The organism is Vreelandella massiliensis (genome assembly GCF_900155385.1).
Classification (GTDB): Bacteria; Pseudomonadota; Gammaproteobacteria; order Pseudomonadales; family Halomonadaceae; genus Vreelandella; species Vreelandella massiliensis.
In genome coordinates, this window is record NZ_LT699745.1 from 347,448 (window position 1) to 372,103 (window position 24,656).

General features: G+C 62.6%; 19 protein-coding genes. 8 read left to right on the forward strand and 11 right to left on the reverse strand.

Features of this window, described 5'->3' with window-relative positions:
• Positions 1-24 precede the first annotated feature (24 nt).
• Positions 25-585 (reverse strand): hypothetical protein, encoded by a 561-nt coding sequence (locus BQ9846_RS06245; protein ID WP_075879889.1) that lies wholly within the window; start codon positions 583-585, stop codon positions 25-27.
• 187 nt (positions 586-772) lie between these two features.
• Here BQ9846_RS06245 and BQ9846_RS06250 point away from each other — a divergent pair, with 187 nt between their 5' ends.
• From BQ9846_RS06250 to ligD, 4 genes are read left to right on the forward strand one after another with little or no spacing between them, the layout of a single operon-like run.
• Complete coding sequence (locus BQ9846_RS06250; protein ID WP_075879893.1) at positions 773-2,029, forward strand: exonuclease SbcCD subunit D; 1,257 nt, start codon at positions 773-775, stop codon at positions 2,027-2,029.
• Complete coding sequence (locus BQ9846_RS06255) at positions 2,026-4,944, forward strand: AAA family ATPase (protein WP_075879895.1); 2,919 nt, start codon at positions 2,026-2,028, stop codon at positions 4,942-4,944. The genes BQ9846_RS06250 and BQ9846_RS06255 overlap by 4 nt, the downstream gene beginning before the upstream one ends.
• Before the next feature lie 41 nt (positions 4,945-4,985).
• Positions 4,986-5,486 (forward strand): DNA polymerase ligase N-terminal domain-containing protein, encoded by a 501-nt coding sequence (locus tag BQ9846_RS06260; protein WP_075879899.1) that lies wholly within the window; start codon positions 4,986-4,988, stop codon positions 5,484-5,486.
• Positions 5,487-5,499: 13 nt separating this feature from the next.
• Complete coding sequence (gene ligD / locus BQ9846_RS06265) at positions 5,500-6,429, forward strand: non-homologous end-joining DNA ligase (RefSeq protein WP_075879901.1); 930 nt, start codon at positions 5,500-5,502, stop codon at positions 6,427-6,429.
• A 27-nt stretch (positions 6,430-6,456) separates the two neighbouring features.
• Here the strand turns inward: ligD and BQ9846_RS06270 are convergent, their stop codons facing one another.
• A complete protein-coding gene (locus BQ9846_RS06270) occupies positions 6,457-7,455 on the reverse strand; it encodes a zinc-dependent alcohol dehydrogenase family protein (RefSeq protein WP_210433175.1) in 999 nt (332 codons plus the stop codon).
• Between the two features lie 134 nt (positions 7,456-7,589).
• Between BQ9846_RS06270 and BQ9846_RS06275 the strand changes: the two genes are divergently transcribed.
• Positions 7,590-8,591, forward strand: coding sequence for an adenosine deaminase (locus BQ9846_RS06275; protein ID WP_075879904.1), 1,002 nt, complete (start codon positions 7,590-7,592; stop codon positions 8,589-8,591).
• Here BQ9846_RS06275 and BQ9846_RS06280 read toward each other — a convergent pair.
• Genes BQ9846_RS06280 through BQ9846_RS06295 form a run of 4 tightly spaced genes read right to left on the reverse strand, consistent with a single transcriptional unit; the run spans position 8,585 to position 15,021 of the window.
• Positions 8,585-11,362, reverse strand: a complete 2,778-nt coding sequence (locus tag BQ9846_RS06280; RefSeq protein ID WP_075879908.1) for an aminotransferase class I/II-fold pyridoxal phosphate-dependent enzyme — start codon at positions 11,360-11,362, stop codon at positions 8,585-8,587. The two genes, BQ9846_RS06275 and BQ9846_RS06280, sit on opposite strands and share 7 nt — an antisense overlap.
• 47 nt (positions 11,363-11,409) lie before the next feature.
• Positions 11,410-12,408 (reverse strand): C45 family autoproteolytic acyltransferase/hydrolase, encoded by a 999-nt coding sequence (locus BQ9846_RS06285; protein ID WP_235818925.1) that lies wholly within the window; start codon positions 12,406-12,408, stop codon positions 11,410-11,412.
• Between the two features lie 47 nt (positions 12,409-12,455).
• Positions 12,456-14,111 (reverse strand): biotin carboxylase, encoded by a 1,656-nt coding sequence (locus tag BQ9846_RS06290; protein WP_235818926.1) that lies wholly within the window; start codon positions 14,109-14,111, stop codon positions 12,456-12,458.
• Between the two features lie 49 nt (positions 14,112-14,160).
• A complete protein-coding gene (locus BQ9846_RS06295) occupies positions 14,161-15,021 on the reverse strand; it encodes a carbon-nitrogen hydrolase family protein (protein ID WP_210433176.1) in 861 nt (286 codons plus the stop codon).
• A gap of 211 nt (positions 15,022-15,232) precedes the next feature.
• Between BQ9846_RS06295 and BQ9846_RS06300 the strand changes: the two genes are divergently transcribed.
• Both BQ9846_RS06300 and BQ9846_RS06305 read left to right on the forward strand, forming a co-directional pair.
• Positions 15,233-16,837, forward strand: coding sequence for a BCCT family transporter (locus BQ9846_RS06300; RefSeq protein ID WP_075879914.1), 1,605 nt, complete (start codon positions 15,233-15,235; stop codon positions 16,835-16,837).
• A 138-nt stretch (positions 16,838-16,975) separates the two neighbouring features.
• Positions 16,976-17,401, forward strand: a complete 426-nt coding sequence (locus tag BQ9846_RS06305) for an OsmC family peroxiredoxin (protein WP_075879917.1) — start codon at positions 16,976-16,978, stop codon at positions 17,399-17,401.
• Between the two features lie 85 nt (positions 17,402-17,486).
• Here the strand turns inward: BQ9846_RS06305 and BQ9846_RS06310 are convergent, their stop codons facing one another.
• The 5 genes from BQ9846_RS06310 to BQ9846_RS06330 are packed head-to-tail and all read right to left on the reverse strand — an operon-like array spanning position 17,487 to position 23,155.
• Entirely contained in the window at positions 17,487-18,704 is a 1,218-nt protein-coding gene (locus tag BQ9846_RS06310; RefSeq protein WP_075879919.1) for a M24 family metallopeptidase, read from the reverse strand.
• Between the two features lie 41 nt (positions 18,705-18,745).
• A complete protein-coding gene (locus tag BQ9846_RS06315; protein WP_159437910.1) occupies positions 18,746-19,348 on the reverse strand; it encodes a nucleotidyltransferase family protein in 603 nt (200 codons plus the stop codon).
• Between the two features lie 5 nt (positions 19,349-19,353).
• Positions 19,354-20,343: an XdhC family protein gene (locus BQ9846_RS06320; RefSeq protein WP_075881669.1), complete on the reverse strand. Its 990-nt coding sequence runs from the start codon at positions 20,341-20,343 to the stop codon at positions 19,354-19,356.
• A 5-nt stretch (positions 20,344-20,348) separates the two neighbouring features.
• Positions 20,349-22,694: a xanthine dehydrogenase family protein molybdopterin-binding subunit gene (locus tag BQ9846_RS06325; RefSeq protein ID WP_075879923.1), complete on the reverse strand. Its 2,346-nt coding sequence runs from the start codon at positions 22,692-22,694 to the stop codon at positions 20,349-20,351.
• Positions 22,691-23,155 carry a (2Fe-2S)-binding protein gene (locus BQ9846_RS06330; protein ID WP_075879925.1) on the reverse strand — a complete coding sequence of 155 codons (465 nt, stop codon included), beginning with the start codon at positions 23,153-23,155 and terminating at the stop codon, positions 22,691-22,693. The genes BQ9846_RS06325 and BQ9846_RS06330 overlap by 4 nt, the downstream gene beginning before the upstream one ends.
• A gap of 254 nt (positions 23,156-23,409) precedes the next feature.
• Here BQ9846_RS06330 and BQ9846_RS06335 point away from each other — a divergent pair, with 254 nt between their 5' ends.
• On the forward strand, positions 23,410-24,645 hold the full coding sequence (locus BQ9846_RS06335; RefSeq protein ID WP_075879927.1) for a permease: 1,236 nt from the start codon (positions 23,410-23,412) through the stop codon (positions 24,643-24,645).
• The last annotated feature ends 11 nt before the right edge of the window (positions 24,646-24,656 follow it).

Sequence of the window (24,656 nt, forward strand, 5' to 3'; positions counted from 1 at the left end):
CTCAGTGTGAACGGGCCAGAAGCGCTACCCCATAAAACGTAGCGCGGCGAGAGTGAGCCCCAGCGAGGTGGCGATAAAGCCCAGCAGCCAGTAGAACTGCTTATCCTGGCGCTTGAGCACGGCTTCAAAGCGCTCGTCCTGCTTGTCAAAACGCTTGTTCATATCGTCACGCATACCTTCAAAGCGCTTATCCATCTGCTCAAAGCGCTTATCCATCTGCTCAAAGCGTTTATCTACCTGCTCAAAGCGCTTGTCGACCTGCTCAAAGCGCTTGTCGACTTGTTCGAAGCGCTTAACCATATCTTCACGCATGGCTTCAAAGCGCTTGTCGACCTGTTCAAAGCGCTTATCCATATCTTCACGCATGGCTTCAAAACGCTTGTCGATCTGCTCAAAGCGCTTTTCCATGAGGTGAAAGCCTTGCTGCATCAGTTCGCGCTGGTGTCTTAATTCATCTTCCACGCGCACCATGCGTTCGCGCAGTTCAATTTCGTACACTGCAGGCGGCTTGCCCAGGCTCTGCTCGGCCAGCCATTCGCCCAGGTGGGCTTTGATATACTCAATGTCGCTTTCACCCAGGTTCATAGGGGTGGCTCCGTGCTATATCCAATGCTAATAGTATCGCGTGAGGGGTTGTGCGAGGCAAGGTGATGGACATTTCCCAAACCGGTCACCCTGAGTCTGTCGAAGGGTGGCAGGGTTCACACTTCGACAAGCTCAGACCGAACGGGGAAAATCTCGATGTCAACAATCTTAAAGGGAACGGACACCCATGCAGCTGATCCACACCGCTGACTGGCACCTGGGCCAGAGCTTCCACGGCCAGGAGCGCCACGCCGAGCATCGTGCTTTTCTCGCCTGGCTGCTGGATACCCTCACCGAGCGCGAGCCGGATGCGCTGCTGGTGGCTGGGGATATTTTCGATGTGGTCAACCCGTCGCTGCGCGCGCAGGGGCTTTTCTATGACTTCATCGTTGACGCCCATGAGCGGCTGCCGCGCTTGGATATCGTACTGATCGCCGGCAACCACGACAGCGGCAACCGCATCGAGCTACCCGCCCCCCTGATGAAGCGCCTGCGCACCCACGCCCTCGGTCGGGTGAGTTGGCACGAGGATGGCACCCTCGACGCCGAGCGACTGCTGGTGCCGCTGACCGATGCCAAAGGCACCCCCCGCGCCTGGTGCCTGGCGCTGCCCTTCTTGCGCCCGTCTGAAGTCACCGGCGGCGAAAACCAAGAGGCCGAAAGCGACTACGTCAGCGGCATGCACCGCGTTCACCGCGAGCTGATCGCGGCCGCGAAAGCCGCGCGTGCGCCCGGCCAGGCGCTCGTCGCCATGAGCCATGCCCACCTGCACGGCGCGGCGGTGTCAGAGGCGAGCGAGCGCCCCATCGTGATCGGCGGCGAGGAGTCGATCTCCGCCGCGCTCTTCCCGCCGGAGGTCGCCTACGTGGCATTGGGCCACCTGCACCGCGCGCAGCAGGTCGGCGAGCCGCGCATCCGCTACAGCGGCAGCCCCCTGCCGCTGGATTTCAGCGAGGTCCACTACCCCCACCAGGTGGTGGCGGTCACCCTCGACGACGAGACGCTTGCCGGTATTGATACGATCCCGGTGCCGCGTCCGGTGGCCATGCACCGCATCGGCCCCGCCCCGCTCAATGACGTGCTCAAAGGGCTTGCCGCGCTGGACGACGACCCGGCGCTGCCTAAAGATTCATGGCCCTGGCTTGAGGTGCGAGTGGAGCTCGACGCGCCGCTGCCAGACCTGCGCGCCCGCATCGATGCCGCCCTGGAAGGCCGCGCCCTGCGCCTTTTGCGCCTGGAACGGCGACTGCCCCACGTCAGCGCAGCGGGCACACCCACGCCGATCAGCCTGGAAACCCTCGGCCCACGCACGCTGTTCGCCGATACCTGGAAAAAGCGCTGGGGCGCACCGCCCGATGATGACGTGCTCGCCGATTTCGACCGCCTGCAGCAGGAGGTGCTCGATTCAGACGACAGCGACGACACACCGGAGGGCCGCCCGTGAAGATTCTCGCTCTGCGCTTGGAAAACCTGGCTTCGATCCCCGGCCCGCTTGCGCTCGACTTCACCGCCGCGCCGCTGGCGGAGGCCGGGCTTTTTGCCATCACCGGCCCCACCGGCGCCGGCAAGAGCACGCTTTTAGATGCGCTGTGCCTGGCGCTCTACGGCAGCACGCCGAGGCTGCGCCAGGCACCGGGGCAGAATGCCCCACTGCCGGATGTCGGCGGGGAAACGATCGGTACCAGCGACCCGCGCACCCTGCTGCGCCGGGGCACCGCCAGCGGCTACGCCGAGGTGGATTTTCTCGGCCGCGATGGCCGGCGCTACCGCGCGCGCTGGTTCGTGCGCCGCGCCCGAAAAAGAGTCGATGGCAAGTTGCAGAGCGTCGAGCAGTCGCTGCGCGACCTTGACGCCGACCGCCTATTGACCACCCAGAAGCGCGAATTTGACCGCCTGCTCGTCGAGCGGCTGGGGCTGAATTTTGACCAGTTCACCCGCGCGGTGCTGCTCGCCCAGAGCGAGTTCGCAGCCTTTCTCAAGGCCGACGACAACACCCGAAGCGATCTATTGGAGCGCCTGACCGGCACCGCCGAATACTCCGAGATCTCCAAGGCCGCTTACCGCCGCTCAAGCGAGGCCAAGCGCACGGTGGAGGCGCTACAGGCGCGCTTGGCCGACGACCTACCCGCCGATACCAACACCCGCGCCGAGCTTGAGCGCGCCGCCGACACAAGCCAACAAGCCCTGAACGCGCTGACGGAGAAGCGCCAGGCGCTCGCCCGCCAGGTGCAGATCGCCACCGAAACGTCACGCCTGACCGCCGCGCTGGAAGAGACCCGCCGCGCCCAAGCGCGGGCGGATAGCGAACACGACGAGGCCACGGCGGCGCTCAAGCAGGCCGATGCCGAGCTGGCCAGCGCCCAAGAAGCGCGAACCCGCGCTACCCCCGCCGTGAACCAGGCGCGCGAGCAAGCGCTGACGCTGTCAAACCTGGAAGCGCAGCTCAACAAGCAGCAGGCGGCGCAGCGCAAACAGCAGGGCCTTGTGCAAACACTCACCGAGCAAGTTCACGCCGCGCGTCAAGCGCAGCAAGAGCACCAGCGCGAACTCGATGCCTGGCAGGCCAGGTTAAAGGCGCTGCTTGGCGATGAAGCAAACCTGGACAATGCCCGCCGCGCCCATCGCGCCGCCCTTGAACAGGCCGCCAACCGCACCCTTGCGCTGGATGCACTCACCCACCGCTGGCAGGCGTTTACCCAGGCGAAGCGCGGCTTTCAGCGCCTGAGCGCGCAGATCGAAGAGGCGCAAACCCAGCACGAGAAGCTATTAGAAGCGGGGAAAACGGCGCGCCAGCAGCTGGACGACGCCCAGCGCCATTTCGACAGCGTCAGCGCCTTTGTCGAGCGCGCCCGCGCCGTGCGCAGCGAGAGCGTGCTCACCCTGCGCGCCGCGCTGCAGCAAGATGAACCCTGCCCGGTGTGCGGCGCTCTTGAGCACCCCTTTCGCCACCACCCGCCCGCAACGCCAGAAGCCGCGCAGCTCGCCGCCCAGGAGGCTGATGAAAAGCGCCAGCTCAGTGAGGCCCAGGCAGCCCGGGACGCCGCCCACGAACACCGCGAAGCACTGGTGAGCGACTACCGCGCCGTGGACGCCGCGCTCAAGCAGCGAACGCTTGAGCAGGAAGAGGCGCGCACAGCGTATGGCACCGCCGAGCACGCGCTTACCGCGCATCCGCTCTATACCGAGCTTGCCGCCATTGACGCGCCCAAGCGCGATGGCTGGCTGCAGGCGCAGCGCGACGAGAGCGATACCCAGCGCACGCAGCATGAACGCACGCTCGATCAACTCAACCAGGCCGCCAACGCCCTGGCGCCGCTGGAAAACGCCCTGCGCGACGATGCCCTGACGCTTGCGCGACTCGACGCCGAAAAGCGCGGCGCGAAGCAGCAGCTAAACGCCATCGACGCTGAGCTTTCACCGCTTGAAACCCAGCGCGATAGCAGCCGCGAAACGCTCACCGCCTTACTCGGTGACTACCCAAGCGCGGAAGCCTGGCAGCAAGCGCTCGATACCCAGGTAACGCAAGCGCAAACAGCGCGCGACAGTACCCGCGAGCAACAGCACGCCGCCGCGCAAACCAAGCTGCCGCTAGAAGAGCGAGCCAACACCACCGCCGAGCAGTTAACCACACTGCAAAGCGAACAGGCCCGACTAGAGCAGGAGAAAACCAGCGCGAAAAGCGCGGCCGCCCCAAGCCTTGCCGCGCTCGAAGCCGAGCAGCAGGCGCTAACACCCCGGCTCGACGAGGCGCAGCAGCAGCGCGACCAAGCCGCCCACGCCCTTGCCGACGACGACCGCAAGCGCGAACGCCAGCAGGCAGGCCAAGCCGAACTCGACGCAGCGCAGGCCGAATACCGCCGTTGGGGGCAGATCAGCGAGTTGATCGGCTCCGCCGATGGCAAGGCGTTCCGGCGCATCGCGCAAGCCTACAACCTGGAGCAGCTGATCGTGCATGCCAGCGCGCACCTTGGCGGGCTTAGCCGCCGCTACCGGCTGGTGCGCGGCGGTAGCGAGCTGGGCCTTCTGGTGGAGGACGTGGACATGGCCGACGAGCGCCGTTCGGTACACTCGCTCTCCGGCGGCGAGACGTTTCTGGTGTCGCTGGCACTCGCCCTGGGGCTGGCGTCGATGGCCTCGGGGGAGCTTACGATCGAGTCGCTGTTTATCGACGAGGGCTTTGGCAGCCTCGACCCGCAGTCGCTGGCGCTGGCCATGGACGCCCTCGACGGCCTACAGGCGCTCGGCCGCCGCGTTGGGGTGATCTCGCATGTACAGGAGATGCACGAGCGCATCCCGGTACAGATTCAGATCGAGCCGCTCGGCAACGGCACCAGCCAAGCACGGCTGGTGAGTGTGTGAAGTGTAAGCAAAAGCGCTCTATTCCGACTAAACTGAACGCCATGAAAACACCCATCTTCGTGATCCAGAAGCACGACGCCTCGAACCTGCACTACGACTTTCGCTTGGAGGTTGAGGGCGTGCTCAAGTCATGGGCGGTGCCCAAGGGGCCGTCCACCGACCCGCGCGACAAGCGCCTGGCCATGCCCACCGACGATCACCCGCTGGATTACGCCGACTTCGAGGGCGTGATCCCTGAGGGAGAGTACGGCGCGGGCACGGTGCTGATCTGGGATCGCGGCCCCTACCGGCTGATCGAGGAAGATGACGACACCCCTTCCATGGCCGAGCAGCTCAAGCGCGGCCACGCCAAGTTCTGGCTTGAGGGTAAGAAGCTTGCCGGCGGTTATGCCCTGACGCGCACGGGTAGCGGTGACGACGAGCGCTGGCTGCTGGTCAAGATGGACGACGACAAGGCCGATGCCAGGCGCAACCCGATCTCCACCGAGCCCGAATCCGTGGCTTCCGGGCGGAGCTTGAAGGCGATCGCCGAGGAGCGCTAACCCGGAGGCAGGCATGGAAATTGACGGACGCCACGTCGAATTTTCCCACCGCGACAAGGTCTTTTTTCCCGAGGCAGGGCTGTCCAAGGGCGATTTGATCGACTACTACCTGGCCGTGGCGGAGACGATGTTGCCCCATGTGAAAGGCCACCCAGTGAGCCTGGAGCGCTTTCCCGACGGTATCGAGGGCAAGGGCTTCTTTAATAAGGACACCCCGGAGCACTTCCCCGACTGGATCGAGACCGTCACCTTCCCCCGGCGCGAAGGAGGGAGCTTCCACGCGCCCGTCATTGAGAGCCGCGCGGCCCTGGCCTATCTCGCCGACCAGGCGGTGCTCACGCCCCACCTCTACCTTGCCCCGGTCGGAAATCTCGAATGCCCCGACCGGATGATCTTCGACCTAGACCCACCGGAAGGGACACGGGACTTCGCGGCGGTGCGCCGAGCGGCCCTTGATCTACATGAACTTCTTGATGAACCGGGCCTTGCGGCCTGGGTGCAGACCTCAGGCTCCAAGGGCTTTCACCTACTGGTGCCGCTGGACGGTAAGCGCGACTTCGACGAGGTGCGTGACTTCGCCCGGCAAACGGCGCGGCTGTTGGTCCGCCGCGACCCGAAGCGCTACACCCTCGAGCAGCGCAAGGAGAAGCGCGGGTGCAAGGTGTTTCTGGATGTGCTGCGCAACAGCTACGGGACCACCTCGGTGGCGCCCTATGCGGTGCGGGCAAAGCCCGGCGCGCCGGTGGCCACGCCGCTGGAGTGGTCAGAGGTCGAGCGCGGCGCCGAGCCGCAGGGCTGGACGCTTGAAAGCGTGCCCCGTCGCCTGACCCAGAAAGAAGATCCCTGGGCCAAACTGGCGAAGCACGCCTTTTCACTGGAGAAGCCCTGGAAAAAGCTCAAGGCGCTGCTTGAGGATACCCCGCCTGCCGAGGAGGAAGACTGATCGAGGCTGATCCGGCGGCAAGCACTCTCAGGGAATCAGCACCGCCGCCCCGGACAGCCGCCCCTCGCGCAGATCCTCCAATGCCTGGTTGGCCTCTTCCAGGGGGTAGGCGCGGGTCTCGGTACGGATCGGCACCTTGGGGGCAAGCGCCAAAAACGCCTCGCCGTCGTGACGGGTGAGGTTGGCCACCGAGTGCAGGCTGCGCTCCTCCCAGAGCAGATGATAAGGGAAGGAGGGAATATCGGACATGTGAATGCCGCCGGAGACCACCCGGGCGCCGGGGCGCACATGGGAAAGCGCCGCGGGCACGAGTTCGCCCACCGGCGCGAAGAGCAGGGCGGCATCCAGGGTGTCGGGCGGGTTCTCGTCGGAGCCGCCGGCCCAGGCCGCGCCCAGACGCCGGGCGAATTCTTGAGCCTGAGTATCCCCCGGGCGGGTGAAGGCGTAGATTTCCTGACCGCGTGAGAGTGCCAGCTGGGCAAGAATGTGGGCGGCGGCGCCGAAGCCGTAGATGCCGAGCTTGCGGGGCTCGTCGCCACCGGCCATGCGCCAGGTGCGATAGCCGATCAGCCCGGCGCAGAGCAGGGGCGCGCTGGCCTCGGGGTCATCGGTGTCGATGGGAAAACAGTAGCGGGCATCGGCCACGCAGTACTCGGCATAGCCGCCATCCAGGGTGTAGCCGGTGAAGCGGGCCTTTGAGCAGAGGTTCTCGCGCCCGGCCCGGCACTGCTCGCACTCACCGCAGGTCCACCCGAGCCAGGGCACGCCGACCCGATCACCCACGGAGAGCCCTTCGATGCCCTCCCCTAGCCCCGTGACCTCGCCGACGATCTCGTGGCCGGGAATGCGCGGGAACTCGGGCTTTTCCAGTTCGCCATCGATTAGGTGCAGATCGGTGCGACAGACACCGCAGGCCAGCACTCTGACCTGCACCTGCCCCGCTTGCGGCTGGGGGCGCTCAATCCGGTCAAGCTCAAGCGGCTTGCCGATAGCGTGCAGGCGCATCGCGCGCATTGTCTCGCCCATGAAGGTCTCCTTGTGCTCGAAATATCACCCATACTCGATACGTCACCCACAGTATAGCCCGCGAGCCGATAGCCGAAACGGCATCTGTTAGCGGCATGCTAGACTGCGGAGACACGCAACCAAAGGTGAGCCACATGCGAGATTTTTTAACGCGGTTACCCAACGTCGAGCTCCACTTGCACATTGAAGGCTCGCTTGAGCCTGAGCTGATGTTCGCGCTGGCCAAGCGCAATAACATCGACCTGCCCTACGCCACGGTGGAAGAGGCGAAAGCCGCTTATCACTTCGATGACTTGCAAGCCTTTTTAAATCTCTACTACCAGGGCATGAGCGTACTGCGCAGCGAGCAGGATTTTTACGATCTGGCCATGGACTACTTCCAACGCGCTAGTCAAGAGGGCGTGGTGCATATCGACATGCACTTCGACCCGCAGGCGCACCTGCAAAGGGGCGTGGCGTTTGACACCGTCATGGCGGGGCTTTTGCGCGCCAAGCAGGACGCCGAGGCGTCGTTGGATTTGTCGGTGGGAATGATCATGGCCTTTTTGCGTGACCGGCCCGCCGACGAAGCCCTTGAAGTGCTGGAGCAAGCCAAGCCGTACTGGGCATCGTTGGACGCGATCGGCTTGGACAGCGCGGAGCGCGATAACCCGCCGGCGAAATTTGCGGCGCTGTTTGCCCGCGCCAAGGCACTTGGCCTCGCTCGGGTGGCCCATGCCGGCGAGGAGGGGCCAGCCGACTATATCAGCCAGGCGCTGGATCTTCTCGACGTGCAGCGCATCGATCACGGTGTGCGCTGCCTGGAGAGCGAGGCCTTGGTGCGGCGCCTGCGCGAAAGTCAAACCGTGCTGACCGTCTGCCCGCTCTCCAATGTCAGCCTGAACGTCGTCGACGACCTTCGCGACCACCCGCTGCCCCGGCTGCTGGCGGAAAAACTAAAGGTGACGATTAGCTCCGACGACCCGGCCTATTTCGGCGGTGGGCTTCTGACCAACCATCTGGCGTGTGCAGAAGCGTTTGGCTGGGGAGAAGGCGTCTTTCGCCAGCTCAACCGCCATGCCATCGAAGAAGCGTTTATGCGCGAAGATCGGCGCCAAGCGCTTCTTCAACGGCTCGCCGAGGTGAGCGCTCAGTAGACGGGGGAATCCGTCAGCGCCTGCTCGGTAAACACCAAAAGCCCCAGTTCCGGGCGGTAACCGTGGATCTCCTTGACGTCCAGGGCCTGCAGGAAGGCGAGGATCTCCTCGCTGATGACCTGCCCTGGCACCAGCACCGGGAAGCCCGGCGGATAGGGGATCACGAAGCTCGCCGACACTACGTCGCGGCCGGCACGCATCTGCTTTTGCAACTCGCCGTTATCAAAGCGCAGGTACTCGGTGTTCTCCTCGTCGTAGGCCAGGAAGTAGGCGCTGCGGATATCGCCTTGGGGCGTCTCGCTGCACTGACGGAAGGCGTCGTGAAAACGGCTAAAATCGGGCAACGGCGGCAGGTCCTGGGTCAGCGAGCGCACGTGATGCTCGATGATCTTGCGCTCGGGTCGGCTGCTCTCCTCCCACTGCGACTCGAACTCCTTGGCCAGCTTGATTAAAACGTCGAGCAAGTAGGCAATGGAGCCGCGGGTGGTGCCGATATTGGTCATGAACAGCACGGTGTTGCGCGAGGTCTTGTTGATCTGAATACCGTACTTGTTCATCAGGTATTCGTTTTTGAAGGCGTCGCCATCAACCCCGGTCGCGCCGATGGCGATGGTCACCCGGGAGGGGTCGACCACGAACTCGTCGCGGGCCCACGCCTCCTCCATCTTGTCCCAGCCGGTCACTGGATCGTAGTAGGACTCGACGCCGGATTCGCGGTAGGCCGCCGGCACCATGTCGCTGTTCTTGAGCACCTGGAAGTACTTCTGCAGCAGCGGATGGGTATAGAGCTGCTCGCGCAGCGACAGCGCCGCCTCCACCTGGGCATGGACCAGCTCGAAGCCCTCCATCTCGGCCTGCATGCGCCCGACATCCAGTGACGCGATGATCTGATAGTTGGGCGAGGTCGAGGTGTGGGTCATGTACGCCTCGTGGAAGGGCGCCTCCACCTTCTGGCGAAAATCCTGATCGTAGACGTGGATCATCGAGCCCTGGCGCAGCGAGGTTAGTGTCTTGTGGGTGGAGTGGGTGGCGTATGCGCGGATACGCACCGTCTCGGGGTCGGGCATCAGGCGCCGGTCGAGCCAGGTGGCGTCGTCGTCGGGGTCGAGCTTGTCGAACTCCGCCTTCCAGGCCGCGTACTCCTCCTGGTAGGCCTCGCCGCGATAGGTGTCGCGCAGCGTACGGGCGGCGTGCATGGCGGTACGCGGGCGATAGGTGGGGTTGAAACCGGCGAAGGCGAACCACGCCTCATCCCACAGGAACACAAGATCCGGCTTGATCGCGAGGCACTCCCCCATCACCCGGCGCACGTTGTAGACGATACCGTCGAAGGTGCAGTTGGTGAGCAGCAGCATTTTGACTTTGTGCAGCTGGCCGGCGCGCTTGTAGCCCAGCAGGGTTTTCTTGATTTCGCGCAGCGGCACGGCGCCGTACATCGAGTAGTCATCCAGCGGGTAGGAGTCGAGATAGCTCACGTGGGCGCCGGCCAGCACCATGCCGTAGTGGTGGGACTTGTGGCAGTCGCGGTCGATCAGCACGATGTCCTGGGGCTTGACCAGCGCCTGCACCACGATCTTATTGGCCGTCGAAGTGCCGTTGGTGACAAAGAAACTGTGGCGCGCGCCAAATGCGCGAGCGGCGTACTCCTGCGCCTTTTTGATCGGCCCGTAGGGCTGCAGCAGGGAGTCGAGCCCGCCGGAGGTGGCCGAGGTTTCAGCGAGAAAAATGTTGATGCCGTAGAAGTCGATCATCTGCCCCGCCCAGTGGGAGCGGGTGATCGATTTGCCCCGGGAAATGGGCATGGCGTGGAAAACCCCGGTGGGCTTTTTGCTGTATTCGCGCAGCGCGTCGAAGAACGGCGTGCGGTAGCGATTATCAATCGCCCGCAAGATGGTGTGGTGCTGCTCGATGTAGTCCGTTTCGCGGTAGAAAATGCGGTTGAAGTGGCGAATATCGCGGCTCGCCGTGGCCTCGACGTCGCCACTGGTGACCAGGAACTGATCGATCTCGGGGCGCAGCTCGTTGATCATTGAACTCAATAGGATGCTGCGTTCGGCTTCCGTCTGATGATCAAGGTGGCTCTCGGAGAGCCCCTCCAAGTAGTTGCGCAGCGCGCTCAAGTTGTACTTGGACTTGTAGGGGAACTCGTAGCGGATCAGGCAGGCCTGGATGTTGGGATTGACCAGCACCGCGATCAAGGCGTCCTCGAAGCTTCTCACCGTCACCACGTCGTAGACGAACTTGTCCTCGGGGCGGCGCATGTTATAGAACGCCTCGCGCACCACCTCCTCTTCCTGGGCCGAGAGATTATCGACGATCAATAGCTCAAAGTAGGGCTGGGCCGAGCTATTGGAGGCGGGATGGCCACGCCTAAGCTGGTTGAGGGCATCCAGGGTTTCAAGATCCTCGGCGTCGGCGTCGCTATCGGAGAGATCGACGTGACGGCGCCGGTAGGATTCGCTGATCAGCGCCCGCACCAGACGTTTGACCACCTTCTCGAGCAGAACGTACTCGCCGTGGTTGAACAGCGACCAGAGGTGGCGAAAATCCTCCTTGGAGGGGAAAGCGTGGTAATCCTCGATAATTTCCAGACGCGTCAGTTTTACGTCGACGGCCTTGACCAGATTCCTGACCCGGGCATCGTCTTTCATGCGCACCAACTGGCCGAGGTCGCGTTTGAGCGCGTTCCAGGTGTCGGCTCGCAGCTGGGAGATCTTGTGGTAAAAGCCCAGGGCCGTGTAGGGCGTTTCAGTGTGATTGCTCTCTTGCATGGCGACACCCCTGTGTGGTGATAACGAACGATGCTTGGCGTTTGGCTTTAGCCTGCGTTCAAATTGCGCACGCCGTAGCGCACCCGTATCTGTTCCTCGGGAAAGTGATCGAAGCTCAGATCCAGCCATCTGCCCGGCCAGTGGAACTGAGCGCGCCCCTCGCGGGGGCGATAAACCGCGGTATAAACGGTGCCCAACCCCCGGGCGTAGTCGTGGCGAAAGAGCGGTGGCGACGAGAAAGCGTCGATCAAACGCGCCTCGGTGGTCGCTTCGTCGTCCACCAAAATTGATAGTTGGCGCTCGCGGATCAGCGTCTCCGAGGCCAGGGCGTGGGCATACCACTCGATTTTTTTCTGATGGTTGGTGGCCACCGGCACCCGCCGGATACTGGCGCGCTGATCGGGGGCGATCATGGCCGTCACGTAGCGTTCGCAGGCGTCGGCCACCGTGATGTTGTACGCCATGTGCGTGGGCACCCGGGAGAGCACCGCGGCGGCTTCGGGCACCGTTTCGCAGAACTCAAGGAGGTAGCGCAGGATGATCGGCGCGCCGAAGCCTTCGCCCACCACCTTGCGGCCACCAAAGGCCAGCGACACCGAAAGCCCCGCGTCGTTGATGCCGTCGAGCACGCCCCACAGGCAGTCGGACATGGCGATCACGCCACGACCGTTCCAGCGCGTGTAGAGAATCGTGCCCTCGCAGAGCTCCGGCGGGTAGTCGTAGTTGCGCGCCAGCAGCGTCGAGCCCGGCCTTGTGAGCACCGCTTGGGAGCAGCCGGTGATGTAGGGGGGCGGCTGATAGAGGCTAAGCAGGCGCGCGGCAAGGTCGCCCCCACCGGCGAGCTCGCAGAGCTGCCGGTAGGTGCCGAGCAGCTCCGGCATGTGGTGGCTCATCGCGTTGTAGCACGCCAGATACGCCGGCCGCTCGCGCTCCCCCTCCGCCAGGTACCACTGGGCATAGGCGGGCCAGTGGTAGTGAAACAGCGACTGCCACTTGGGGCCTGGAAGCGCCTCCTCAACGCTACGAAACGTCAGCGTCTTGTCCACCTCAGCTCCCTGCCCGGGGCCCGAATTGAGCCCCGCGCCGTGCATGTTCACAGAATTTTGAAGTTGCCACCGCCAATGGCGTGACTGACGGCAACTTCCTCTACGACAGGATCGGCAAGCGCCTGGCCGGCATACTCGCCGCGAATGCCCTCGATCCAGGCTTTGGCGCGTTCGTTGAGATTGAAGTCGTCGTCCATGAGACGCCCGCGGGTGATCAAAATGCCCAAATCCGCGCCTTCGTAACGGAAATCCCCCGCCCCACTGATGCGCAGGAAGAAGGCCTCTTTCTCGTTTTCGGCGGCGTGCGGATGGTAGCTGTAGTGGTCGTAGCTGATGCTGCCATTATCGCTCATGCGCCATACGCCGGTCTTCGGCGCCTGGGTCAGCAGATCGACGCTCTCGTCGGTGTGCTTGATCACCAGCTGGCTCCAGCTATCCACGCTCTCGGGATGCGACCAGCGCTCGTTGATGTCGTCGATATCGAGATCGAAGTCGAGATCCGAGAACTCAAGCAAATGGAACAGGAACAGCGGAATGTCGGAGTGGGCGAACGCCGCCACATTGGTTAGCGAGCTCGCACCGGTGACGCGCGGATTGAGTTCGCCGAGATAGACTTCGTCGGTCTCCATATCGATCAGGAAGTCGAGCTCGAAATAGCCACGATAGCCCTCATCGCGCAGCGCCTCGCCAAACTGGAAGGTGTACTCCCGCGCCTTGTCGCGTACTTCCTGGGTGAAGGCACCGGCGAACATTTCGTTGCCGCACCAGCCGCCTTTGTAGGGTGTCAATGACTTGAAGCCCACAAGCTCGGTCATCAGCGGACCCACGACCGTGCCGCACCGGGTCGCACACGCCTCGATGGCCGAGCCGCGGCAGTTAATGCGCTTCATGATCTTGACCTCGGGCTCGGCCTCGATCTCCTCGGCATGCTTGTAGTAGTCATCTTCGCTGGCGATGAAAAAGGTGGTGTGGCCCGAGTCACCGAAGGCGGTTTGCACCACCAGGTCGGTACCGAGATCCTTACTCACCGAGCAAAGCTCCTGATAGCTGCCCACTTTGGCCAATACGTTGGGCACGCTGGGGACCCCAGCCTTGTTGCCGATGCGCACGGTCTCGATCTTGTTGTCCATGCGTTGGCGCAGCGCCGCCGGCGGAAAGGCAATGTTAAGCCCCAACTGTTTGCAGATCGCTTCGGTGTGCTCATCGAACATCAAAAAGGCGGCCGTGCCGGCGCTTTCTCCGTCGGCTCGCCCCTTGAGGAAGTCGATGACCTCCTTGTGCTCAAGCAAGTAATTGTTGATGTCCTCAATGCTCTCGAAATCGCGCGGGAACTTCTCCTTGGGCACAAAGACGTTGCGCTGCTGCCCCTCAAAGCAGTCGATATAGTTGATATGGCGAAAGTTGCTCACCCAGTCGCCAATTCCCAATAGATTGAAATTGGTGGCCGAGATGAAATAGATAGGCGCTTTGTTGTTGCGAAAGTGACGACGAACATCGGCAATGGAGGTAATGCTGCTCATGGCTGAGACTCCTTGGGTGGCGGACAGGGGCCGCGCCCCTTCCCGGGTACCTTCATGGGCCCTTTCCCGGGTTTTCTGCGCAGCAGAATCCCGGGGACTTGCCGGCGCGCCAGAGTCGCGCGCGGCTTTACTATCCTGCCCCAGCCCCAGAAGCCGGCGCAGCAGATCCAGCAGAAATTTCATCGCTGCCCTCCTTGTACCGCCCTCGACCGGATTACCGCGCCGGGGGTGTTTACACGTCGGCACGCACCGGCTTGGCCAGCGGTCCTAGGGTGTCTAAGAAGGGAGAGGAGCCTGTCTCGCTTTGGTAGAGCGTGAAATCCACTTGCCGGTCGCGAAAGCTCTTGAGCGGTTGGCCCAGGCCACGCAGGCCGGTCTCGCGCTCGCGCCGCACCCGGTTGAGGTCGATCTCGATGGGCATGACTTCCTCACCGATACCCGCTTGATGAATGACATCGCCAGACGGCCCCACTACGATGGAGCGACCATTGCCTAGCGCGCCGGCGCCGTTGATGTCAAAGAAGTAGCACTGGTTAACCGCGGCATTGGTACGCGCAATGGAGAGTTCCACATCGCGATCGATGGTATCGGTCATGGTGGGGTGCAAAATCACCTCGGCCCCCATGGCCGCCAGTGTGCGCGTGGTCTCGGGGAACCACATGTCGTAGCAGATCGACACCCCGAAGCGCCCCACCTCGGGAACATCAAAGAGGACAAACTCGGTGCCGCTCTCCACCCCGGCCTCGTAAGGCCGAAAGGGAAACTGCTTGCGATAGCGGGCGATGACTTGCCCTTGCGGATTGATCACCGAGGTGGTGTTGAAGATGCCCGCCTCGGTCTGTTCGAACATCGAGCCGGGAATCAGCCAGATACGGTACTGCTCGGCCAGGGCGCAAAAGCGCTGCTCGACGTCGCTCGGCAGCGGCGTGGCGTGGTGCGGTGAAGCGCCCAGCGGCAGAAGCTCGCTAAAGAGCACCATCTGCACCTGGGGAAAACGGTTCATGAGCGCATCGACGCGATGGCGCATGGCATCGGTATTGTCGCCGTGGTGTAGGGCATGCATCTGAACACCGGCAATGGTGAAGTAGGACATGGTCATCTCACTGTTAAAGCACGTCAGGCGGATACGGCCATCTTCTGTTTTTGGTGTTGTGATGTTTATGGCGTCTACTTTCATATTCGATCGTTTAAACGTTTAAGTCCAGAATTACGCGGCGGCTGCATCCTGAACATCAGCGCGACGCACGCGGCGAAAGTGGTTAGGCTGAAGGTATCGCCGCGACAATTTTCCGGGAGATTGCCTTATGGGGTCACTCAAAGCGGGCCTAGCCCAGGGGTGGTATCGCTTTAGTCACAGGATGTCGCCGCCTGTCTTTATTGGCTCGGCGCTGTGCGTCATTGGCTTCTGCATTTTTGGCGGTTTTTATACCGCCACGGCAAGTGATGCCTTTTCTCAACTGCAGCAGGCTATTTCACGCACCTTTGGCTGGTACTACGCCCTGATCGTCACCCTGTTCGTGATCTTCACGCTTTGGTTACTGGTAAGCCCCTATGCCAAGCTGCGCCTTGGGCCGCCGGATTCACGCCCCGATTTTAGCTATCGGGCCTGGTTCGCCATGCTGTTCAGTGCCGGCATGGGCACGGGCCTGGTGTTCTGGGGGGTAGCGGAGCCGCTCTATCACCATGCCAACCCGTTTTTGGCCGAGGGCGGCACGCCCGAGGCGGCCAAGGAGGCCATGCGTTACACCTTTTTCCACTGGGGGCTGCACCCGTGGGCCATTTATATTCTGTTTGGCGCCTCCATTGCGTATTTCCATTTTCGTCACGAACTTCCCCTCGCCCCAAGATCCATTCTTCACCCCCTGATCGGGCGCCATATCAACGGGCCCATCGGCCATGGCGTGGATATTTTGTGCACGGTGGGCACGCTGCTGGGCGTGGCGACCTCCCTGGGGCTGGGGGCGATGCAGATCAACAGCGGTCTCGCGCAGTACCTCGACCTGCCCCAGCAGACCAGCGTGCAAGTCGCCATCATCGGCTTGATCACCCTGGTGGCCACGCTGTCGGTGATCTCCGGTATCAGCGCGGGCATTCGCCGGCTGAGCCTGATCAACCTTTCGCTGGCGTTTGGTTTGATGCTGTTCGTGTTTTTTGCGGGAGAGACGATCTATATCCTCGAAACCCTGGTGGGATCGCTGGGGATGTATCTGCAGAAATTGCCGGAGATGAGCCTTTGGGTGGAGTACACCGAAAACACCGACTGGCAAACCTCCTGGACCATGTTCTACTGGGGGTGGTGGATCTCCTGGTCACCGTTTGTTGGGGTGTTTGTGGCCCGGATCTCCAGGGGGCGCACCCTGCGCGAGTTTATTCTTTCGGTGATGCTGGCCCCCACGCTGGTCACCTTCGTCTGGCTGTCCGTCTTTGGCGGCTCGGCGATTCATATCGAGCTTTTCGGCAGTGGCGGGCTGGGTGAGGTCGTGCAAGAGGACGTGTCGCTGTCGCTGCACGCGCTGCTAGGGGAGCTGCCGCTGGCGGGGGTGACCATGATGGTGGCGACCCTGGTGATCGTGCTGTTCTTTATTACCTCCTCGGACTCGGGCTCGCTGGTCGATGACATGGTGACTTCCGGCGGCCACCCCAACCCACCGCGCGCGCAGCGGGTGTTCTGGGCCGTCTCCGAGGGCGCCGTGGCGGCGATCTTATTAATCGTGGGCGGGCTGCGGGCGCTTCAGGACGCCTCGATCTCCCTGGGCTTTGTGATGTCCTTTTTGCTCATCGCGATCTGTTTGGCGCTGTATCGCGCGCTGCGCTCGGAACGCCCCTTGACGCGCGCCGACAGCCAAGCGCAATTCGCGACCATGCCCTGGAGCCAGCGCTCTTCTGGCTCGGAAAAGCACCGGTCATGACCGTTGGCGTTTCTGACACTCACTGATGTTGAAAAACATCGCCGGTTGCGACAGTTTGATTGTCAGCTACGATGAATACTCAGCACCGGCCATTCATCAAGGTGTGCAAAAGCAGCACCCTAATGAGGAGGAGAGCGTATGAGCATCAAAAATACCGCAACGGCACAGTGGAAAGGTGGCCTGAAAGATGGCGGTGGCAGCCTGTCGACCGGCAGCGGCACGCTAAAGGATGTTAGCTACGACTTCCGCAAGCGTTTTGAAGGCGCCGAGGGCACCAACCCCGAAGAGTTAATTGGGGCGGCGCATGCCGGCTGCTTCTCCATGGCGTTCTCGATGATGCTGGAAGAGGCGGGCTACCGCGCTGACAGCATTGATACCGAGGCGACCGTTACGTTGGACCCGGAAACGCTCGCGGTCACGAACGTGCATCTCGTCACCCGCGGCAAAGTGCCGGACGCCGATCAAAGCGCGTTTGAAGAAGCGGCCAACGGCGCCAAAGAGAACTGCCCGATCTCCAAGCTTTTAAACGCTGAGATCACCTTGGAGGCGACACTGGAAAACTGATCGCCCGATTAACCCGTCAAGCGTCGGCACAACACCCTGCCCCTTCGACACGCTCAGGGTGACCGGGGGTTGTGCCATTGAGTCGCTAAGCGGATGACCGGGGGTTGAGCCCTTGGCTGTGAGTTGTCTCGTACAGCTGCCAGTCGTTTGAGGTAATAGGCTTGGCGCCCTGCTCGGTGACGACGACCGTATCGCTGAGCCCCACACCCCACTGCCCCGGCACGCGCAGACAAAGCGGCAGGTGAAAGACCATATTGGTTTCAAAAGTGCGCTTTTGCCCTTGGGCAATGTAGCCGGTGCCCTCTACCCAGCTGGGCGGGAACTGTGCCCCCACCGCGTAACCAAACACCCCCGAGAAAAACAGCCGCTCACGCTGCGGCGCGAGCAGGGCATCGGCGGCGCGCGCGGCGTCATCGAAGGTATTGCCGGGACGCAGGGTGCTGCAGAGCGACTCAAACAGGGCACGGCAAAGATCACGGGTGGCCACCAAGTCAGCGTTGGGGCGACCTGTGACGGCGGTGCGCATCATGGGTGCGGTATAGCGTTGATAAGCGGCGCCGAACTCCAAAAATACCGGCTCATTCGGCTGAATCACGCGCCGCTTATGGTTGACGTGAATGATCCCAATTCGCGGCCCGCTGGTGACAATCGGCTGCAGGCTCATAAACTCGCTGCCGTTTTCCAGCAGCGCTTGCGCGCCGGCGGCGGCCACCTGGTTATCGCTGATGCCAGGGCGGATTACCGCCATGGCCGCCTCCAGTCCGGCGGCGGTGATGCGCGCGCTCTCTTGCAGCATGTCGAGTTCGGCCGCGCTTTTGACGATGCGAATCGCATCCAGCAGATCACCCGCCTCGCAGAAGCGCGCTCTGCCTAACACATTCGCCAACGCCTCCATCACGCCAACGCGAAGGCCGCCGCTGCCGCCATCGATGCCAATTCGCCCACACGCCGCCAGCATGTCGGCGAGAGGCGTGGTGATTTCATCCGGGCTTTCCCAGCGATAGCCGATAATCTCGTCCACTCGGGCGGTGACCACCGCCGCCCCAGTCTCAATCGACGCCACTTGCAGCACCAAGCGCTCCGGGGTGCAGACCAAGCAGGCGTGCACCGAGACCTCAAAGGTGTGATAGCCGCTTAGGTAGTTGATATCGGCCGGGTCGGTCAGCAGCAGCGCATCGAACCCGCGATGGGACATGGCTTGGCGTACCTTCGACACGCGCTGTTGATACTCTGAGGCAGCAAAGGGCAGCTCGCTTTGGGCTAACGACGCGGCCAGGGCGTCACGGTACTGGTGGTAGTCCATTGTCATTACCTCCGAGAGTGGTCAAGTCCGTATAGGCGCCCTCAATGGCCCCAAGCGTATCCGTTTCGCGGGGTTAGCTGGTCACGGTAATCGATGTCCAAGGCGGCGTTGGGCAGGGGGCATTCATAAACAGGAAAGGCCGACTCATACAGCACCGCCTTCGCCCCCTGATCTCCGCTGAGCCGTTTTAATCGCGGGAAACTTTTGCGCCCGAAGATCGCCGGCACGCCCCGTCTCCCCTGATAAAAAGCGCAGACAATCGCGTGCCCGTCGCTATTGTGTTGGTTGAAGGTGGCCAACAAGCGCGCCAGGTCACGGCGCTCAAGCGCGACCTGATCCGCGAGTAGCACCAGCACGGCAGCGTAATCGGCTTCCAGCGCGTGAATGCCGGTGACCAACGAGGCCGCCAGCCCATCGGACCAGCGGTCGGCGTAAAGGAAGGAAGCGCCGGATAGCTCCCCCCTCTCCTTCGCCGCCATGAGCGCTTGATGCCAAGCGCCGCTCACCACGTAAACATCCTCAGGGAGCCATTCGCCAGCCTGGTCGATGCGTTGCTGAAGCATGGGGCGACCGCCCACGTCCGCCAGCAGCTTGCAGCCGCCAAAGCGTGAGCTGGCGCCAGCGGCCATGATAAGGGCAGCCATGGGTTTCATAGCTCTGAAAGCGCCCGCCCTCGTCTTACCCGCACGATATCCGCCATGATGGCCAGGGCGATCTCTACCGGCGTCTTGCTGCCAAGGTCCAGGCCGATGGGCATGTGAATACGCGCGATCTCGGCGTCGGTCAGCCCGCCCGTTCGGCGTAGCCGCTCGGCCCGAAGCTGCGTCGTTCGCCTTGAGCCCATCACGCCAATATAGCGGGCGGGGGTTTTGACCGCCTCCATGATGGCCAAATCGTCGATGCGCGGGTCGTGGGTGACGGCCACCACCGCCGTTGACGGCGTACAGGCATCGGGGGTGGCGATGTAGCGCGAAGGGAGCTGGGGAATAAAGTCGACCCCCGCCGGGAGTGACATCTGCCGGGTGACCTCCTCGCGGGGGTCACAAAGCACCACTTGGTAGCCGAGGCTAAGGGCAAAATCGGCACAGGCCGCCGCCACCGTCGAGTAGCCTGCTAGGATCAACTTGGCGATGGGGCCAATACGCACCTTAATGACCTCTTCGCCCTCCTGCCACGCCACGCGCGGCCCGGTCGGCTCAATCTCCGCCAGCCAGCTTTTGCCATCGGTCAAGCGGATATGCCGCGCGCGCTCCTGCTCGCCCGAAAGCGACGCCTTGAGTTGCTCAAGGTGAGTCAGGTTTTCGGGCGTCGCGGCCAGCCGCTCCACCAAGACATCGAGAATGCCGCCGCAAGGCAGGCGAACCGGCGCACCCTCGACGGCATCGTGTTGGTCGCCATAGCGGACGATGACCGCCGGCAGCTCGTACTCGCCGGCGGATAGGCGCGCCAGAAAGTCCTCCTCAACGCAGCCCCCCGAGAGCGACCCTACATGCTCGCCTTCCGCATTAGCGACCATGAGCGAGCCGGGCTCCCGGGGAGACGAGCCAAAGGTGGCAATCACGGTGCAGAGCCATACCGTTTCGCCGCGTTGCTGCCACTCAATGGCTTGCTCCACCACCTGATAATCCAGACGCTGCATGGGCATCAGCTCAGCTGGTTGCCAACGGGAAGGCGCCGGATACGTTTCCCGGTGGCGGCAAAGAGGGCGTTGCAAAGCGCCGGCGCCACCGGGGGAAAGCCCGGCTCACCGACACCGCCCATGGCCTCGTTGGGGTTATCGATCAGGTGCACATGGAGCTCTTTTGGTGCATTGGGCATGCGGGGTATCAGGTACGTATCGAAGTTGTCCTGCTGGGCGACGCCATTTTCGAAGGTCACTTCGCTTTGCAGGGCGACGCCAATGCCCATCACCACCGAGCCCTCCATCTGCGCCCGGATACGCTCGGGGTTCGCTTGAGGGCCGCAGTCGAAGGCGATGTCCGCCCGGTGGATGGTCACTTCCCCTTCATTGTTCACTTCGACGTCAAAGACAACGGCGGTGTAAGAGACAAAGCTGTGGTGGAAGGCAAGACCGAGACCCCGTCCGTCGCCGGTTTCGCGCCCCCAGCCCGCTTCATCGGTGGCGCGCTCGATCACCCGGCGCATGCGGGCCACGTCAATGGGATAGAGGGCAGGGTCTTCACCGTAGTTCCAGCCATCGCCCACGGTCAGGTTGTGTATCTCCCGATCCGGCCCCAGCAGTTCCAGCACATAGTCCCGGTGGTCCCTACCGGCCTCGACGGCAAGCTCATGGGCGAAGCTCTGAATCGCCCAGGCGTGAGGCAGGTTATACACCGAGCGGAACCAGCCGATACGCACATGGGCCGATGCCGGCGGGTTCTCCAGCCGAATCGCCGGAATATCGAACGGCATGGTGTTGAAGCCCATCCCCAGCTCGAACTCCTGCTTATGCTCGGGGTCCGGGGCAAACAGCGAGGCGATACTGGGTGAGAGGGTGCGGTGGCGCCAGCTGGTCGCTTTGCCCTCGCTGTCCAAGCCCGCTTCCAGGTGGTCGACGGAGACCGCGTGGAAGTAGGCGTGCTGAATATCGTCTTCCCGCGACCACTGCAGCTTGATGGGCCGGCCCTCGAACGCCTTCGCCACTCGGGCTGCCTCGATCACGAAATCGGGTTTCGACTTGCGCCCGAAGCCCCCGCCGAGCAGGGTTTGGTGAACGGTGACGTTCTCTACGTCCATCGCAAGCTCCCCCGCGATGCCCTCTCGGGTCGCCCGGGGGTTCTGAACCGGCGCCCAGGCTTCGGCCTTGCCGTCCTTGATTCGCACCACCGCCACCGGCGGCTCCATGGGCGACTGCGCCATATGGGGCATGTAATAGGTGGCCGACACCCGTTTGTCAGCCTCTTGCAGAGCGGTCTCGACATCGCCGGTCTGACGAACGACCTTACCGGGGGATTGCGCCACCTGCTCCAGGGCCTCACGGTAGGCATCGGAAGTGTAGTCGGCATTATCGCCCGCCGCGTCCAAGTCCCACTCGATCTTAAGCGCCCGGCGACCTTCCATGGCGGCCCAGGTGTTGCTCGCCACCACGACCACGCCCCCGAGCGGGTTGAACGCCCCGGGCGGGTCGACGCCTTCAATGCGCAATACCTTGTTCACGCCAGTAACGTTCAACGCCTCGCTATCATCGACGCTTTTGACCTTCGCGCCATAAACCGGCGGACGGGCCACCACCGCGTAGAGGGTGTCCTCTAGGTCCACATCGGCCCCGAAAATCGCCTGGCCGGTGACGATGTCTTCGCCATCGATAGCTTTGGGATAGGCGGATTTGAGCTCGCCGTTGATCAGGCCGGACTCCTTGCCGATAAAGCGCAGTTCGCTATCGGCCTTGAGCACCAGGGCGTCGCGATTGGGCACTTCCAGCTCGCGCGCGGCGCTGGCAAGTTCGCCAAAGCCAAGCTCACGGCCCGAGGCGGGATGCACCACCTTATGGACCTCGGCCCGCACCTCGTGGACCGGCACCTCCCACTGGTTGGCCGCGGCCTGCTCAAGCATCTGTCTTGCGGCGGCGGCCGCTCGGCGCATGGGGTCATACCAGTGGCGCATGCTGCGGGAGCCATCGGTATTCTGGTTACCGTACTTCTCCTGATTCGCCTCCGCCTGCTGCGCCCGCACCTGATCCCAATCCGCGCCTAGCTCGTCGGCCGCCACCATCACAAGGCTGGTGCGGATGCCCTGGCCCATCTCGGCCCGGTTATTGACGATGGTGACCACGCCATCGGTGTCGATATGGATAAACACATTGGGGTCATCCACCCAGCCCCCGGGCATGGCGCCGGCGCCAAACTGCGCCTGTTGATTGGCAAAGCCGAGATCCCAGCGGGCGGCGAGCAGCAGGGCCGAGCCCGCCGCCATGCCTTTCAAAAGATTACGGCGGCTGACATTGGCGAGCAGCAAGGTATCGTTTAACGGCGTCTCGTTTGATCGGCTCATGAGTTGGCCTCCTGGGTTGAGGCACGCTCAATGGCCGCCAGAATGCGGTTATAGGTGCCGCAGCGGCAGAGGTTGCCTGCCATGGCCTCGACAATTTCCTGGGTTTGTGGCGCCGGTGTCTGCTTCAAAAGCGCCGTGGCGTTCATGATCTGGCCGCCCTGGCAGTAGCCGCACTGCGCCACGCCTAAGTCCAGCCACGCCTGTTGGACTCTCTTGCCGACGGCGTCATCGGCCATCGCCTCGATCGTGGTGATATCGCTCCCCTGGACCGTGGCAACGGGCGTCACGCAGGAGCGTGTCGCCTCACCATCGACATGAACGGTGCAAGCACCGCACTGGGCGATACCGCAGCCAAACTTGGTGCCTTTCATTCCCACCACATCGCGAATGGCCCAAAGCAGGGGCATATCGCCGGGAATATCCAGCTCGTGCTGCTCTCCATTGATAGTCAGGTTAATCATTATTATCTCCGATCCTTCATTTGAATGGGTACATGCCTGATCGGGCCATCCCGCCAAATATTCTTGAGTCTAGTCGCGGTGCGCGCGCTCTACCATTTTTCACCACGACGCGGACATAAACGCGTTCGTTTTTGCCGCCAACGTCAAACGCCACTCCCGCACAGGGCGGCAAAAATTGAACTAAGGTGAGGAAACTAGTTGAGAGAAAGCGACTAAATCGCCATCCGATCACCTGCAGCAGATAGGAGAACAATTTGAGCCATTTTTTTACCCTCTGGCATGAAGCCGCCACCACCAGCCTCGGCTTTTTCTGGATGGCGCTATGGGCGTTCGTGCTCGGCTATATCATCAGCAGCCTCATCCAAGTACTGGTGACCCGGCAACGCATGCAGCAAGCCATGGGTAAGGAGGGGCCGCGCAGCATTGCCCTGGGCACCTTCTTTGGTTTCCTTTCTAGCTCCTGTAGCTTCTCGGCGCTGGCCACCACGCGGGCGATTTTCAACAAGGGCGCCGGCCTGGCGCCTTCCCTGGCGTTCATGCTCGCCTCCACCAACCTGGTCATCGAGCTTGGGATGGTGATCGCCGTTTTCCTCGGTTGGCAGTTCGTCGTCGGGGAGTATGTCGGCGGTATTCTGCTAATCCTGGTGACGTGGCTACTGGTGCGTATTACCCGGCCCCGCCGGCTAGAGGCGCACGCGCGTAAAAAAATGGAGGATGGCGATACCCAGAGCGACGGCGAAGGCAAAAGTTGGAAAGAGAAAATCACCACCCAAGCGGGCTGGCAGCAGATTGGCCAGACCTACATGATGGAGTGGCAGATGGTCTGGAAGGACGTGCTGATCGGCTTCACCGTCGCCGGGATCATCTCCGCCATGGTGCCCCAGAGCTTCTTCGAGGCCCTGTTTATGGGCGCGGGCGGCGAGAATGCCGCCAACCCCGGTTTTATCGCGGTACTGGCGCAGACGTTGGTGGGGCCGCTGGCGGCTTTCTTCACCTTCATCGGCTCCATGGGCAATATCCCGCTGGCCGCCGTGCTGTTTGCTCAGGGGGTGAGCTTCGCCGGCGTGATGGCGTTTATCTTTTCCGACCTGGTCGTACTGCCCGTGCTCAGAATTAACGCCTCCTACTACGGCTGGAAAATGGCGCTGTATATTCTCGCCCTGATGCTGGTCGGCATCGTCAGCGTCTCCCTGGCCATGCATTACGCCCTGGCGCTACTGGGCCTTCTGCCCGACTTCAGTGGTCAGATGACAATGGCAGAGCGGGAGTTTTTCCAGTGGAACTACCAAAGCGTTCTGAACATCCTCTTCCTGGCCGCGACCGCCGTGCTGGTTGGGTTCTGGCGACAGGGCCAAAAACAGCACGCCCATCACCATGAGCATCACGACCACGATCACGGGGGCGCCTCGATGACCGATAAGGTGCTGCGGGTGTTGGTGGTGATCGCGCTGCTCTGGTTGATAGGCGGTATCACCATTCCCCTGCTGTAAAACGCAAAGCG

Bases quoted from the DNA above. Each gene is read 5' to 3' on its own strand.
- BQ9846_RS06330 (WP_075879925.1), bottom strand. From the start codon at position 23,155: ATGATTAACCTGACTATCAATGGAGAGCAGCACGAGCTGGATATTCCC.
- ligD (WP_075879901.1), top strand. From the start codon at position 5,500: ATGGAAATTGACGGACGCCACGTCGAATTTTCCCACCGCGACAAGGTC.
- BQ9846_RS06295 (WP_210433176.1), bottom strand. From the start codon at position 15,021: ATGTCCTACTTCACCATTGCCGGTGTTCAGATGCATGCCCTACACCAC.
- BQ9846_RS06320 (WP_075881669.1), bottom strand. From the start codon at position 20,343: ATGCAGCGTCTGGATTATCAGGTGGTGGAGCAAGCCATTGAGTGGCAG.
- BQ9846_RS06250 (WP_075879893.1), top strand. From the start codon at position 773: ATGCAGCTGATCCACACCGCTGACTGGCACCTGGGCCAGAGCTTCCAC.
- BQ9846_RS06305 (WP_075879917.1), top strand. From the start codon at position 16,976: ATGAGCATCAAAAATACCGCAACGGCACAGTGGAAAGGTGGCCTGAAA.
- BQ9846_RS06280 (WP_075879908.1), bottom strand. From the start codon at position 11,362: ATGCAAGAGAGCAATCACACTGAAACGCCCTACACGGCCCTGGGCTTT.
- BQ9846_RS06290 (WP_235818926.1), bottom strand. From the start codon at position 14,111: ATGAAATTTCTGCTGGATCTGCTGCGCCGGCTTCTGGGGCTGGGGCAG.
- BQ9846_RS06310 (WP_075879919.1), bottom strand. From the start codon at position 18,704: ATGGACTACCACCAGTACCGTGACGCCCTGGCCGCGTCGTTAGCCCAA.
- BQ9846_RS06275 (WP_075879904.1), top strand. From the start codon at position 7,590: ATGCGAGATTTTTTAACGCGGTTACCCAACGTCGAGCTCCACTTGCAC.
- BQ9846_RS06325 (WP_075879923.1), bottom strand. From the start codon at position 22,694: ATGAGCCGATCAAACGAGACGCCGTTAAACGATACCTTGCTGCTCGCC.
- BQ9846_RS06270 (WP_210433175.1), bottom strand. From the start codon at position 7,455: ATGGGCGAGACAATGCGCGCGATGCGCCTGCACGCTATCGGCAAGCCG.
- BQ9846_RS06260 (WP_075879899.1), top strand. From the start codon at position 4,986: ATGAAAACACCCATCTTCGTGATCCAGAAGCACGACGCCTCGAACCTG.
- BQ9846_RS06245 (WP_075879889.1), bottom strand. From the start codon at position 585: ATGAACCTGGGTGAAAGCGACATTGAGTATATCAAAGCCCACCTGGGC.
- BQ9846_RS06300 (WP_075879914.1), top strand. From the start codon at position 15,233: ATGGGGTCACTCAAAGCGGGCCTAGCCCAGGGGTGGTATCGCTTTAGT.
- BQ9846_RS06315 (WP_159437910.1), bottom strand. From the start codon at position 19,348: ATGGCTGCCCTTATCATGGCCGCTGGCGCCAGCTCACGCTTTGGCGGC.